Genomic DNA, 14416 nt, shown 5'->3' with positions numbered 1-14416 from the left:
ACACCCTGTTCAAATTGCGTAATGACCAGATGAACTCAAGGCTCTATTCCCTTAATCTAAGAGTAATGATTGTCTCGGTTCAATTCCTGGTATCCCTTCCTGGTGAATTTTAAAGCAATTCACAACTCTGCCGATAACAAAGAAGTTGAGTATATACTGATTCAATTTGAACCGGAAGAATGCCTATGGCTGTTGAAATGAATAAATCTTCAAGCGTCAGGTTAACCCCTGTCCAGGAGATAAAATTAGCAAAACCGGCTACCGAACTTTATGTCGGACAAATCCTGAAAACGGTTGTGGTCACCGCATTAACCAATAATCAGGTATTGATTAATATTAACGGTCAAAATCTCAATGCCAAAAGTTCCCATCATTTTGCTCCGGGAGATCTACTTGATGTTAAAGTAATTGCAGCAAACCAGCACGAGACCGTACTCGAAGTGCAACAGAAAGATCCTTCGTCATCAATACTGCAAAATGCCCTGCTTCAGACTCTGCCCAAACAGGCCCCGCCAACCAATATGCTGCATACCCTTACTGCATTGATGAAATCAGACCAATTGCCTTATGCGCTAAGTCAACAGATTAAAGCCCTGTTAAACAGCATTACCGGCCTGGGTCAACTTCCTCAACAATTCATGCAGGCCGTTAATCACAGTGGTATTTTTTTAGAATCCATATTGCTTGAATGGCAAAAGGGGATTACCCAACAAAAACTGAATTCAGATTTTAAAGGGCAATGTATTAAATTATTAAGCAGTCTACCAGCGGACAGAAGAGACAATCCCTACAGGGTTCCAGATACAGAAATAAAACAATTAGCCAGGGATCCTTTGCCCCTGCCAGGGGCTATACCTCAACCTTTATCCCCAAACCTGTTACTCAATACCATGGACTTATCACTTGAAGCATTACAACATATTCTGCGCGATCAGATCGGTCAGGTAATTGCCCGAATCACAACACATCAGATCAACCATCTTTCAACGAATCAGCAAGACGGATACCTCATTATGTTTGATCTGCCTGTAAAAACCGATCATAACATTGACGTTATTCCTATGATGATCAAACAGCATAAAGCTGGACCCATGCAGCAATCTCGATGGTCACTGTCGTTTGCCCTCAATCTGACTCATCTGGGAGCCTTACAAGCAACAGTGACACTTCATACGAAACAGATTGATATTAAAATCAATACTCAAAATGCTTCAGCCATAAAGACAATTGATGAATATCAGATGGAAATGCAAGAGGTTCTTTCTAAATTAGGACTGCAACTCCGCAACTGGAATGTCCAGGCAGGATTGGAAGAAAATCACATTGACGTGGCAAATTTACGACTACTGGACATACGCGTATGAAAAAAAAGAAAACCAGGGCAGTTGCATTACAATACGATGGCACGTCTGCTCCCAGGGTGATTGCCAGAGGAGAGGGTTATTTAGCCCGAAAAATTATTGCTACTGCCAAAAAGCATGGCATTCCTCTGGAACAAAATGAGGAACTCACGTCTCTGTTAGCAAGTGTTCGGATCAATGAAGAAATTCCCAAGGATTTGTATGTTGCAGTCGCGCAAATATTGGCTTTTCTTTACTATGTGGACGGAAAAAAATAAGAAAATACAAAAGGAAACGACACAACTGGCGCTTAAAGACCAAATAAACTACAATTTGATTATAATAACCACAAGAGGTTGCACTATGAAATGGATATTGTTAATAGGAGTTGCCTTATTATCTACCGGTTGTGTTTATACATCTACGGAAGTCGTTGAATACAGACAGGTCACTGTCGCACCGGTTGTTGAAACTGTTATGTTCGATTACGATCAACCAGGCCCTATAGATGTGACCACAACGACCATTGATTTTTATTAATCAAAGAATGTGAAGCGGTATAAACCAATTAATTTATACCGCTTTGAATTGAGAAAGTCAGTCATTTATATTGCCAGAAGCAATCTATTTGACGCTGAATTGTCCACTCCGAGGAGAAGGTTCATCGTCCACATTCTCCTTATGTTTTATATCATTCAGTGCAGTCTTGAATTCAGAAATAGAATGAGCCAGCCCCTTTTCAGAACCGGCTTTATATGCAGCAACTCCTGCTACCCCCGTTGCAGCAACAACGCCTGCCCCAATTGCTGCAGCTCCTCCAACACTCAGACCCACCGCTCCTGCAACGGTCATTAGAAGACTGGCTCCTCCAGTAGGAATTGCAGCTAAAACACCAGCTACAACCAACGCTAAACAGGCAAAAGTCATTAACCCCACCCCCAAAGCTTTCCAACCTGGCGATGAGGATCCTGATGCATGCTGTGAAAGACCAGCCAACCGCCTCATACTCTCCTGATAGTCAGGATTGTCAGGTTGATCATGATGCTTGATAAGATGACAACAGTGAGGGAGGGTTGCATTAAGATCAGCCAAACTTCGCGAATCAGGATGATCCGCTGCAATCTTTTTTATATTTTTCAATACATCCAGCCCACTCTCGTAAAACTGCTGTCTCTTTTGATCACCTTGGATTGTTTGAGAAAAATCAGCCAGGCTTTGTTCGAAGTCCTGCAACGAGTTTCGATATTGATTCCAGGCTTCCGGAGAAGGCTTCTTAAGAAAATCAACAGCACCCACCTTGTTTTGCTTATTGGTCTTTGCGCTGGAGCGATAAAATTGCTCCGATGCCGCTGAAGAAAACGCCGTACCGCTTCCAAAAAAATTATTTGCCATGGAGTCGGTTTTCATCCCCGGAGAGCCATGAATATGATGTGTGGTTATTTCAGCGGCATTACCCCCCTCAGCACGCATGGTTTGAATATTGGCGGGGTTTTTGCCCATTTGCTCGTAGCGTTTTTGCATCCAGACCTGAGTTGATTTTTCAACAGCAGTTCCAGTTCTGTCCTGTCCACTGGCGCATTGGACAATACTTAACGTATCATCGTGTTGTGCCGCTGCGAGTACAACTTGAGTTACCTGATCCAGTCGATCCGCTTTTTGCAAAGGCAGGGTACCAACAGGCGCCTGTCCTTCGGCAAAATGTAAATTAGGCGCGACATCAAGAACTCGAAATGTGCCATCAGGATTCGTTGGCGCATAAGTAATGTCATCACCATTCTCTTGTTGACGCGTTGCCTGGTACAAATGATTAATCATCGTCGTCTGATTTTCCAGAGGACTGTAGGTATTCAGGCAAGTCACATGTAATTTTGGAGGCACACTATTCATTCGTTGTGCAGCAGCCATTCGCATTTGTTCTAAATTCTCAATGGTATGCCCTTCAATAGCCTTACTGGATTCACCAGACCCCACGTATACGGGCACCCCCATTCGTGCCAACCAGAGTGTATTCTCCTGAGCCGCATGAATGGTATGAAGATCGGCCTCCTGCAAAGCCTCCTCAGTTATTGGAATCAGTTCATTTTTGACAATAAACCCATTTTTGGCTCCAACAGGATGAGTTTTTCGAGCCTGAGCAGAAAGTGATGTTGTATCCTTATCCATCAGATCAACAAAAAAGGCATCTGCCTCCTGAAAGGCTGTATTTTTTGAATTATGTGCGTTTTTTTCGTCACGAAAAGGATAAGGCTGAATCTTCTTTAATTCATGTATTGCTTCATGCTGCTTTTGTGTTTTTTCGGTGACTGGATATTGCGTTTCACGCTGAAAAACCTGTGCAGTTTTATCATAGGTTAAAGTAACCATAGTTCGTGCAGGATGTTCAAGAAGACTTGATAAATTACGATAATGAAACAAGAGCTTCTCTGCTTGCTCAGCAGTGTCACATCCTTGAGTTAAATTGGCTTCATGAAGCTCTTTAATTAATGCCGTATTAAAATCTGTTTCAAGTCGTGTTATTTCTTTTAATTTTTCAGCGTTACTTTTATCACTTTGAGCCGATTCCAGGACAGCACGGGTTAACTCTTGAACATTAGCTTTCAAACGTTCACGGCATGCCGGTCCAGGTTCCTGAACACCCAATTTTTGGTTAATGGCAAAATCAATAGGACGTAAACGGGAAAGGCAGCGCAGCAAAGCATTATTTGCTTCAATAACCGGTGCATTATGAGGCATCCGATCTTCTAAAGGAACTGATTGAGTGGCATCCCTAACCCATTGCACTTCACCATCAACATGAACAAGCTCAGACACAATACCAAATTGCGCATCATTGGTTTCGCGCAACAAATCGCCCATCTCACTGTATAAATCCTGCAGGCCAGCATGAGGGGTGCTGTTGATTGCATCAACAAGAAGGCTACTATCAAGGCGTTGTTCCTTGACTTGCTTATTCTCTTTTTCATCACGATAAGAGGTTTCTTTCACCATCGATCGATACAAATGTGAATGGGGCATAATTTTAATCTCACTGATTCAATTAATACGGTATATAAAGTAACTATACTCCACAAATATTAAGTAAACCTTTTCTTGATGAAAAACCGCAGGACTTTCTTTTGGCAATATCATCAGACGATTCAGTGAGTTTGGCGATAATAGACAAGGAATTTTCATCTATCAGTACAGTATGAACAAATAGGCGTTGTGGGTTTTACTTTGAGAGATGCCCCCATCCCCGAATGTAGTTTAACGTTCCTGATCAATACTCAGGTGATCATAATAACGCTATGTTGATTATTTTTAATCCATCAAGTATGATCGCTCTCCGTTATTTAAGCATGTACTATTTTGGAGAATGTATCAATGCGAACATCTAAGTTGTTTTTTTTAGCCATGGCACTTAGTACGAATATCTATGCCCAGGATCTTAAAGTTGTTGGAACGATAACCCAGACTCTTAAAGCTCCTCAAAATAAAACTCTCAATACAAAAGCAAAAAAACAAAACATTAAACTTCTTAAAATGCAACTGTCCCCCAATGCTATACAGACACTGAACAAGCGCAGTACAGCAACAATTAATAAAGCCAATACCCTGATAACCCCAGCTCATTTACCGCAAAAAATTGAATTAGGGATGAATGATGTTCCTGTTTTAAATCAAGGAAGTTTCGGCTCATGCGTCACGTTTGCAACCACAGCAGCAGTTGACGCTGCATTGAATAAAGGGGATTACGTCAGCCAATTATGTCAATTGCAATTAGGTCTATATCTCGAAAAAAATGGATATGCACCCAGTGGCTGGGACGGCTCTATTGGACGATTGGTGCTAAGCCAAATGGAACAGTTTGGAATTGTCAGCAAAGAAAAACAAAAAACAATGGGTTGCGGTGGTTTGACTGAGTATCCACAGAGTGAACAACCGACCTGGGAAACTGCAATGCCATTAGAGAAGTTCCGTGAACTCAGTGAAGATCTCTATGAAAAAACCATCATTTTTTCGCCAATTCTTGATATCTATCAAGCGATTATGGAGCGAACTGATACAAACAAAACAATCAATGACATTAAAACTGCTTTAAACGAAGGCGATCGAGTAACCTTTGCTGTTCTTCTTCTGGATTTCGATCTGGGCACCATGGGTGCAATAGGTTCCCATCATTCCCAATTTGATACCTGGGTTCTGACACCTGAGATAGCACGAGATATCTACTTGAATCCTTTTTTTGGTGGACATGAGATGGTCATTACAGGATATGATGATAATGCCATTGCAATTGACGATCAGGGTCGACAACACAAGGGATTATTTACCCTTCGCAATTCCTGGGGTGATCAATATGGAGATAAAGGAAATTTCTATATGTCCTATGACTACTTCAAAGTATTGGTAATTGAAGCACAGCGCATTAGAAATCTTCCCAGTGAAATTGAAAACACTGATACCGCTACAGCCTAATATCCCGGTAAAATAACTCAGGTTGAATAACAGCCTGAGTTATTTTCACTTCCAATGTTAAACGTTAATTCACTAAATACGTTTTAACGCATTCCTGATTTTTAATTCGTGGACTTTTTACCCCATAAAACAAACCGGATTCCATACTGTCGCAAACTTGTTCCTTAGTCATAGAGTTTAAACATTGCGCCAGATCGGTCTTCTTGCAATTGGGAAAAACAGCATCCGCAGTTCCTATAGCATGATAGTTATCCGTGCCCCAATCATTTGAATCAGTTGTGTAATAAGTAATAAAATCGTGTATCCTAAATTGGTGATCCAGGGAGAATACCTTTAGTCCTGGGTTATTATGATGAACACGGCTAACACTTGGTGTTGAGTAATCATATACATTCATTCCATCACTTAATTGAATTTTTCTGAACTCATCCATATGAGTATGTGAAGAAAGCAAGGTTATCTGACCATAGCGCTGATGATACTTATCCAATAACTGAATAAATCGGGATAAATAAGCCGGGTGCCAAAATAAGGCTCCATTATAAGCCGTTCCAGGAGGCACGTGCATTGCGATTAATAATTGTTTGGCTTGATGAGTCTTCAATTGTTGCTCTAGCCAAAAAAGCTGTGTGTAAGCATCTTGTTGTTGATTAGGGTATTGGGGCATATAAAAAGGAATTTTAGTAAATTGAACCGTGTTCAAAGCCAATAATATGATTTCCTTGTTATCAGGGATGACGTAACTGGAATAATACCCATCTTTTCGCATATGGCTGTCTTCAATGATTAATCCCTCACAATGGGCGCAGGCTCCAGTCCAATCCGAGGCTAAATTCAAAGGGGATTTCCCATCCTGTGCAAAGGGTTGATAATTTCCGCTTAAAGAATCATTATTCCCAGTGATGTAAAACATGGGTTTTAAATTCTGATCCGCTTTATATAATCCAGCAAATAAAGTCTTTTCATAGGCTGCCTTTTTGGCCGTAACAAAAATTGAATGAGTCGGGAGATCACCCAGGTAAAGAATAAAATCTACATTATTAGTCAGCTCTTTAATCCGGTTCAAAGCAATCGCTAAAAATTCCTTACCCGTATCCTGACCATCCAAGGAGCTGTTGTCACTTCCGTAATGAATGTCTGAAACAGTTAAAAAACGAGGAGCGGCTATGACAGAATGAGTAATACAAACGAACAAAAAAAATACCTTAATCAAAGAACGCAATTCAATCTCTCCAATAACAATGGGATAATTCATACTTTATATGAGTATTCATTCATAAAGTGTACTACAGCTTATGGATATTTGTTTTATCGTGTCAAATAACGATTCATTCAAACAAGTGGGTAGCACCCGCAGTCAGACCTAACTGACCATGGGGCATCAAACACATTAAACAGCCTCGCGGATAATCCAGGTTCTTCCTTTTTGATCTTCATTTGAAGTTGTTTTTATCCATAACATCATGGGTGTTCCTTTAGGAGTAAAATTCAATGAGTCAGATGATAAGGCAACGGCAAATGAATATTTTTTTCCCAAAGGTTGCAGTGCAGCCCACACTTTGTTTCCATCCGATTGATTATCAGTAACAAGAAGCTCATTTCCTCTGTAGACTACATTTACAGCCTGGCCTTTAAGGGCTAATCGTACTGCCGATTCCAAACGTCTCCACTTGGCTTGATGGCTTCGTTGTACAGAGACCTGAGTTGGGTTCATCTGGAAGTTAATCCGATTATGCGGCGCAAAAACTCTCGCTAATCTACTGCTTTCCGGACTTTGTTTCAAAAAATACGCGGTCAGAGCATCCAGTAATGGGCGTCCTGGGCCTGAAGATTTCCCAGGCAATCGATTAATATACATCGCAAAAGCCAAAGTATGGCCATTTACAGTGTATAAATAGCCAGACAAGCTGTTCATTCCGGTCATGGTACCTGTCTTGGCACGAACAAAACCCTGTTGTCCAGGTTCCTTAAATCGTTTTTGCAAAGTACCGTCTCGGCCTGAAATGGGTAAAGCCGCTATGTATTCATAAGATAACGGAAAACGTTGATATAAAAATTTCAATAAAGAAATTGTTTGTTCAGGGGTAACCAGATTGTATCGCGATAATCCAGAACCATCGGTAAAAATCGCATTCGTCAAATCGATACCGGTCTGTTGTTGCAAAAAGTTCTTGATGACCGGCTGTGCCTCATTCCAGTTAAGCGGTGCCCCGTTAATTTTAGCGGCTGTATGCAAATAAAGGCTATCTGCATACAAATTATCTGATGGTTTTAAGGTATCGGCCATCAACTGCCTGATGGGTTTTGAATACTGAGTAGCAATGAGAAGGGTTCCCGCAGGGGCTTTACCTAATTGTACCTGGCCATTTAATTGAATGCCTGCTTTTGCCAATTCACTTTTTATCATTCCCTGGGCATACATTAATGGGTTAATAATTGCCAGACGTTGTTGTAAAGCCCATTGACCTAGCCCCACACAGCCACGAACAGTCAAGTGATTGTCCTTGTCCAGAGTAAACCCCACTCCACATCCCTTTTCATTGGCTTTGGTTGTGACCTGATTATCCAGGACTACAGCACCACCACCATCATCAACTTCAATAACCGCTGGAGCACCAACCTGTGACCCGGGATTTACCGTAACGGTCAGTCGGTTGGAATCAATCATCAAGGGAGCTATAGGCGCACCATAACTGTAGGATAAGTCCGATTTTAACCAACCCGGTGGATAAGCGGTAACTGAAGCAAGGCTGCTGTCAATAATGACATTGCCCTGAATAGAACGAACATTCCACTCCTTAAGTTTGGAAAGAAGGGAATTTAAATCATCTCGTGTAAAAGAAGGATCACCACTCAGATGCAAATAAAGAGTTCCATTAAGAACCCCCTGGTTTATTTGTCCTGCACTGGTGCTCAGTTGGTTTTTAAACCGATAATCCGGCCCCAGCGCCATCAAAGTAGCCGCTTCCGAAAACAGTTTCATATTACTGGCAGGAATAAATAAACGCCCTGCATTACGTTTGTAAAGCGTGGTTCCAGAAGTTAAATCCAAAACCACAATTCCAAGATTGACGTTAGGATTCAAACGGTTTATTAACTGGTCTACACCTGTTTGCAAACTGGCACCAGAAGATATAGACCATAAGGCCCACAAACAAACGCCAGTTAACGTCCTTTTCATCAATTGTGTTTCCTTAATAAATAAGAGTGAACGATTTAGCACATTTAACTAATCATATCTCAAGCCCAGGCGCTCCAAAAGCCCTGCAAGGGTATCATTATCAAAAAATTTAACCTTTAACCAACCACCCTCGGCAGTATCGTTTACTATTTGCACAGGAGCACCGACCTGTTCGGATAAAATAGATTGCAAACGTTCAATATCCCTGTCTTTTCTAGCGTTCTTAGGGCTGTCTAAATCCTGAGTTTTATAATCTTTCACAGCCTGCTCCAGCTGCCGCACTGAACATTGTTCTTCGATCACCTGTTGGGCAAACAGTTCTTGCTGTTCAGACGTTAATCCCACAAGAACCCGGGCATGCCCAAAAGACAACCTGGCATCACGAATCAGGCTTTTAACAAACTCAGATAAAGAGAGTAAACGGATGATATTAGCTATATGACTGCGAGACTTGCCAACCAATAAGGCTATCTCATCCTGATGATAATGAAACTCATCCATTAATCGACGATATCCTGTAGCTTCCTCAATTAAATTCAGATCCTGGCGTTGGATGTTCTCGATTAGAGTCAGCGCGCAGGCCTGTTTATCAGTGTACTCGCCCAAAAGACAAGGCACTTCCCGTAATCCTGCTATTTTTGCAGCGCGCCAACGCCTCTCACCGGCAATTATCTCATAACGTTGTCTTGCAATAGCCCGGACAACCAGGGGTTCAATTAAGCCTTGCGAGGCGATGGATTGAGCTAGTTCATTTAAAGAGTCGACATTAAAATCCTGCCGAGGTTGATATTGACCTGCATGCAATTGTTCAATAGGTATATAAATAAATTCAGTATGCATCTTAGCGAAAAACAAAAAGAGAGTGATGATTATTGTTTCATAAACCAGTCAGGATTAATACCAGGCTTGATCCATAAGTGTAAAAGACGAGGGTGTATTGTGATCACTTAATGAGCAATATTAAAAAACATTGCCATTAAGTTAAAAAGAGTGCCTCGCTCACAACACCTGGGGACTAAATTGCATGATCGTTGTGTAATTCGACTTGATGATCGGGTTTTTGTTCCACTGGGTTGGAAAAGAATCTGATTTTGGCGTTATAAGGTTCTGTCTTGACAGTGCTTCTCAATTCGTCAGCAAGATCCGGATATACAGAGATTAATGCCCTGCTTTGTTTGATGATATGAGTATCCTTGGAAGCCTCTATCATTTTCATATAATGTGCTGCTGTTTTCACATCGGTGCTTGAGCCAGATTTCAATAATAATTCCGTCAGCGACAACATGGCATTGGTACACCCGCTGGCAGCAGACTGTCTCATCATATTTTTATATTGGGGTGATGTAGGTGCGTACACTTGGGCCAGACGATACAAATCCAACGGATTTTTTTCGCCAAAGCCTTCATTTCAGACATACGGCTGACTACCTCCTGCTGTAATGCAGGATTATCAGGGTTTTTATGTAGTTCTTTCACTAAGTGTGAAAACTCACTACCGATGTTTGTTAAAGCAACCATTTCTCAACCTTTAATATTAAAAGTTAGCCTCAGAATATATGCTCAAAATTAAGGCATCATTAAGAGTGAATTACTTTACAGTTTTTTTACACTTGGTGATTTTCTAAAGCATTAATTGCCGGTTTAATCAATCGATGGATACTCAAAACACTGTGGGCAATAAATACAAAGAAGAGATCGCACCGGTATTACAATAGTACCCGACACTGGTTATCACTATGTCTAAATCGCACAACAACAGCAGTCATGCCGAGAGATTTTGTCAGAGAGATGATTAAGAAGCAGTATGTGACCAATTTAAGTAATTGGACACAAAAATATACACACGCCTAACTCGTGCTTACTGCTTATCATAAAAGCCCCAGGCTAGATGAAATAGCATATGACCCAGAATTGCAGAAATCAACCCGTATTGCCAGAATAAGAAACCAAAAAGCAGTGATTGCCAAAGACTGAGCAATACGAGGGAGTAAAGAAAACGTCTGCTTGCAATACATCCTGCGGCAATATAAGCAGGAATTTGTCCGACAGCAAAAAGAAAACCACTAAGTATGATTGAAGTAACGATTACTGTATTACTTCTTTGTTTGGCAAACATCAGGCCAAAGTAAGCCACCACATTCATTAACCCCCATCGAACGATGACTTCCTCTACCACCCCACCATAAAGAACACAGCCATCAAGGCCTAGAGCTGCTCGCAATTTTGCTAAAATTTGAAAACTATGTTCATCCAGGATGGAAGCGACGATTCCATAATAAAACACAAAAAAAATAACGGAGCCGACCAGGGTATATAGAAATGTAGGCAGTACAATGGATTGAAAAGAATCCAGTCCCGCTTTACCTGTTAAAAGGGCTTCCAGCAAAGGGGCGTTCAAACCGGTTTGTCCGGACAATACTGATCCCGCAAAGGCCATAACACCCACCATAAACAGGGTTTGCAGCACTGCGAATCGACCCAATCGTTTTTTTAAAGCATCACTATTATGCGGCAATAGAAAATAAACTAGCCGGGACATTGCAATGCAGACACCCGGAATACACAAGCAAAACAAAACAATAATAAGTGGCCAATTGATTATCATGGATCATCCTTTATTTTAATTGGATCGTTGAATCGTGGCGATGAATCAGAGTCAGCGGCCCAAGTCCGATTTAACGAGTACACTGTAAAAAAAACCATCCATACCCTGCTCTCCTGGCAAAATCTGCTGACCATGGCCAGTTTTTCGACCCCAGGACCAGTTACCCGGTGCAACCTGGCAATCAGGGTGTGCAGCCACAAATTCCGCAACGTTGAGTTCGTTTTCAGCAGCAATAACCGAACAGGTGGCATAAACCATAATACCGCCCGGAGCGAGTAATGGCCATAAAGCATGCAATAAAGCATGTTGCGTTTGAGATACAGCACGCACTTCTTCATTGGTTCGCAGTAATTTAATATCCGAATGCCGGCGTATGACACCTGTTGCTGAACAAGGGGCATCCAGAAGGATGCGATCAAAGAGCGCTCCATCCCACCAGGTCTGGGGCATTGAAGCATCACCTTGCACTAAAGTGGCTTTAAGTTTTAATCTATCCAGGTTTTCCTGAACTCTCTTAAGACGTTTTACATCCACATCCAGGGCAACGCATTGGGCCAGTTCAGGCTCTGCTTCTAAAATGTGGCAGGTTTTACCCCCCGGAGCACAGCAAGCATCCAGTACCCGCTGATCAGGTTTTAGTAACAGCAAAGATACCGCCAGTTGTGCAGCCGCATCCTGAACGGATACTAATCCATCCGCAAAACCGGGTAATTGATGTACGTCACATGGAGCAATCAATGTAATTCCCTGAGCAGCAACTGGATGAGCATAGGCTTCAATTCCAATCTTGGCACATTCGTTTAAATACTCTTCAACTGATATTTTTGAGGTATTGACTCTGAGGGTCATTGGAGGATGTTCATCATTAGCTTGAGCGATAGCTTGCCATTCACTTGGCCAATCGGCCTTTAAGCGTTGTAATAACCATTGAGGCTGTCCATAAACAAAACCGGGATGGGATCCCAGCTTGGCTATAATTTCCTGGTGTTGGCGGCAAAAATTTCTCAGAACGGCATTGAGCAAGCCCTTTGCCCATACTTTTTTTATTTTTTCAAGCAGTGCGACAGTTTCCTTGACTACAGCATAATCAGGCTTATTCATATAGTGCAGTTGATAAAGCCCCATCAATAATGCAATCCAGACCTCTTTTGATTTTGGCCTTTTATCTACCAGATAATCAGCGATTGCTTCCAAGCGAAAATAATGACGGCAAAATCCATAACACAGTTCTTTGGTCATAGGCGATAGATCTGCCGAAGCAGGCATCAATTGGGATAAGGAGGATTTTTCTTCCATTAATGCGGTTAAAATCTTTAACGCCTGTAACCGTTCATTATTTTTCATTACAACACTAAACCTGCATGCAATTGGGTTTTCCCTGAATTCAGCCAGTCAGCAATTGAAATTGCTTTTCCTCCAGGAAATTGAATAACTTCAATCAGGATGGATTTATTTCCTGTAGCAACCAACATTCCTTTTTTATCCAAATGAAGAATGGTGCCTGGCGCTTCTGAACTGATGGTGTCGGACGGCTGTGCCTTGTGAAGGCGGAGTATTTCATCCCCAACATGAGTGTAAGCAATTGGCCATGGATTGAACGCTCGAATGGTACAATCAATTTGTTGTGCGGAATCATGCCAATTGATTCTCGCATCTTCTTTATTGATTTTACCAGCATAGGTTACTAACTCATTATTTTGAGCTTCAGGATGCGCTTTGTGAGCGGCTAATGCGGCCAAAGTCGATAATAAAGGCTGGGCAGACAACTGAGCGAGCTTATCGTGCAGACTGCCTGCAGTATCGGTCGAAGTAATAGGACAATCAACTGCAGCTAACATATCGCCTGTGTCCATACCGACATCCATCTGCATAATGGTTACTCCAGATCGCTCATCACCATGTAAAATAGCGTGTTGAATTGGAGAAGCCCCCCTCCATCGGGGCAGCAAGGACGCATGGACATTGATGCATCCCAATCGAGGAATATCCAATACGGCTTTTGGCAATATGAGCCCATAAGCAATGACGATCATCACATCCGGTTTTAATGCGGCCAACTCTGCAATGGTTTCGGGATTTTTAAAATTAAGTGGTTGATAAACTGAAATCTGATGCGCTATAGCCCATTCTTTGACCGCAGAAGCCTGCATTTTTCGGCCACGCCCCGCCGGCCTGTCCGGTTGTGTGTATACCGCTGTCACAGAATGTGATGACTGGCTTAAAGCGTCCAGGCATGGGAGTCCAAATTCAGGAGTACCTGCAAAAACTATCGTTAATCCACTCATGATTTGCGAGCTTGCTGACGCTTGAATTTATCCAGTTTTCTACGAGCCATCATTCTTTTTAAAGGAGACAACAGATCGACAAACAATTTACCGTTTAGATGATCAATTTCATGCTGTAAACATTCAGCAAGTAAACCTTCGCCGGATATTTCAATAGGATTACCGAATCTGTCCAGTGCGTTGACTGTAACTTTTTCTGCCCTGATTACGGTGTCATATGCACCGGGGACGGACAAACAGCCTTCTTCAAATTCTTTTTCACCCTGAGCGGATACTATTTCCGGGTTAATAATAACCATCTGTTGCGTTTTATCTCCGATAATGTCAATTACCGATAAACGCAAACTCACTCCAATTTGTGGAGCAGCAAGACCTACCCCCCGTGCGTGATACATGGTATCAAACATATCGTCAATCAAAGTTTGCAAACTGTCATCAAAATTTACAACAGGCTGTGCAATCTTTCTTAAACGTTCATCGGGTAAATAAAGAATCTTTCTAATAGCCATTGGTAATCTGGTTCTCCACATCAAAGTCATGATATTAT

At 41.8% G+C, this 14416-nt stretch carries 14 protein-coding genes; 4 read left to right on the top strand and 10 right to left on the bottom strand.

Annotated elements, in window-relative coordinates:
- Nucleotides 1–197 precede the first annotated feature (197 nt).
- The 3 genes from fliK (at nucleotide 198) to G543_RS19160 (ending at nucleotide 1880) form a co-directional block, all read left to right on the top strand.
- On the top strand, nucleotides 198–1364 hold the full coding sequence (gene fliK / locus G543_RS0102945) for a flagellar hook-length control protein FliK (RefSeq protein WP_238584687.1): 1167 nt from the start codon (nucleotides 198–200) through the stop codon (nucleotides 1362–1364).
- Complete coding sequence (locus G543_RS0102940) at nucleotides 1361–1618, top strand: EscU/YscU/HrcU family type III secretion system export apparatus switch protein (RefSeq protein WP_028383203.1); 258 nt, start codon at nucleotides 1361–1363, stop codon at nucleotides 1616–1618. The genes fliK and G543_RS0102940 overlap by 4 nt, the downstream gene beginning before the upstream one ends.
- An 85-nt stretch (nucleotides 1619–1703) precedes the next feature.
- The gene (locus G543_RS19160) at nucleotides 1704–1880 is read left to right on the top strand and encodes a hypothetical protein (RefSeq protein ID WP_165482376.1); all 177 of its coding nucleotides are present in this window, start codon (nucleotides 1704–1706) and stop codon (nucleotides 1878–1880) included.
- A gap of 84 nt (nucleotides 1881–1964) precedes the next feature.
- Here the strand turns inward: G543_RS19160 and G543_RS18280 are convergent, their stop codons facing one another.
- Complete coding sequence (locus tag G543_RS18280; RefSeq protein WP_051190556.1) at nucleotides 1965–4355, bottom strand: hypothetical protein; 2391 nt, start codon at nucleotides 4353–4355, stop codon at nucleotides 1965–1967.
- 348 nt (nucleotides 4356–4703) lie between these two features.
- Here G543_RS18280 and G543_RS0102925 point away from each other — a divergent pair, with 348 nt between their 5' ends.
- A complete protein-coding gene (locus G543_RS0102925; protein ID WP_028383202.1) occupies nucleotides 4704–5798 on the top strand; it encodes a C1 family peptidase in 1095 nt (364 codons plus the stop codon).
- Nucleotides 5799–5862: 64 nt separating this feature from the next.
- Here the strand turns inward: G543_RS0102925 and G543_RS0102920 are convergent, their stop codons facing one another.
- The 9 genes from G543_RS0102920 to def all read right to left on the bottom strand — a co-directional run bounded on the left by G543_RS0102920 (nucleotide 5863) and on the right by def (nucleotide 14378).
- Nucleotides 5863–7053 (bottom strand): metallophosphoesterase, encoded by a 1191-nt coding sequence (locus G543_RS0102920; protein WP_081675596.1) that lies wholly within the window; start codon nucleotides 7051–7053, stop codon nucleotides 5863–5865.
- Between the two features lie 135 nt (nucleotides 7054–7188).
- Complete coding sequence (gene dacB, locus G543_RS0102915) at nucleotides 7189–8979, bottom strand: D-alanyl-D-alanine carboxypeptidase/D-alanyl-D-alanine endopeptidase (RefSeq protein WP_028383200.1); 1791 nt, start codon at nucleotides 8977–8979, stop codon at nucleotides 7189–7191.
- 48 nt (nucleotides 8980–9027) lie between these two features.
- Complete coding sequence (locus G543_RS0102910; RefSeq protein ID WP_028383199.1) at nucleotides 9028–9819, bottom strand: ParB/RepB/Spo0J family partition protein; 792 nt, start codon at nucleotides 9817–9819, stop codon at nucleotides 9028–9030.
- Nucleotides 9820–9994: 175 nt separating this feature from the next.
- Nucleotides 9995–10303, bottom strand: a complete 309-nt coding sequence (locus G543_RS18890; protein WP_115343454.1) for a hypothetical protein — start codon at nucleotides 10301–10303, stop codon at nucleotides 9995–9997.
- Nucleotides 10300–10497 (bottom strand): hypothetical protein, encoded by a 198-nt coding sequence (locus G543_RS18885; protein WP_115343453.1) that lies wholly within the window; start codon nucleotides 10495–10497, stop codon nucleotides 10300–10302. Before G543_RS18885 ends, G543_RS18890 begins: the two co-directional genes overlap by 4 nt.
- A gap of 340 nt (nucleotides 10498–10837) precedes the next feature.
- Nucleotides 10838–11584, bottom strand: coding sequence for a CPBP family glutamic-type intramembrane protease (locus G543_RS0102900; protein WP_028383198.1), 747 nt, complete (start codon nucleotides 11582–11584; stop codon nucleotides 10838–10840).
- Nucleotides 11585–11635: 51 nt separating this feature from the next.
- A complete protein-coding gene (gene rsmB, locus G543_RS0102895) occupies nucleotides 11636–12928 on the bottom strand; it encodes a 16S rRNA (cytosine(967)-C(5))-methyltransferase RsmB (RefSeq protein ID WP_028383197.1) in 1293 nt (430 codons plus the stop codon).
- Nucleotides 12928–13869: a methionyl-tRNA formyltransferase gene (fmt, locus tag G543_RS0102890; RefSeq protein ID WP_028383196.1), complete on the bottom strand. Its 942-nt coding sequence runs from the start codon at nucleotides 13867–13869 to the stop codon at nucleotides 12928–12930. The genes rsmB and fmt overlap by 1 nt, the downstream gene beginning before the upstream one ends.
- A complete protein-coding gene (def, locus tag G543_RS0102885; protein WP_028383195.1) occupies nucleotides 13866–14378 on the bottom strand; it encodes a peptide deformylase in 513 nt (170 codons plus the stop codon). The genes fmt and def overlap by 4 nt, the downstream gene beginning before the upstream one ends.
- Between the last annotated feature and the right edge of the window lie 38 nt (nucleotides 14379–14416).

It is taken from the genome of Legionella moravica DSM 19234 (assembly GCF_000423305.1).
In the GTDB taxonomy this organism is placed as follows: Bacteria; Pseudomonadota; Gammaproteobacteria; order Legionellales; family Legionellaceae; genus Legionella; species Legionella moravica.
The sequence above is the reverse complement of the archived record's forward strand: the minus strand, read 5'-3'. Positions and strand labels throughout refer to the sequence as shown.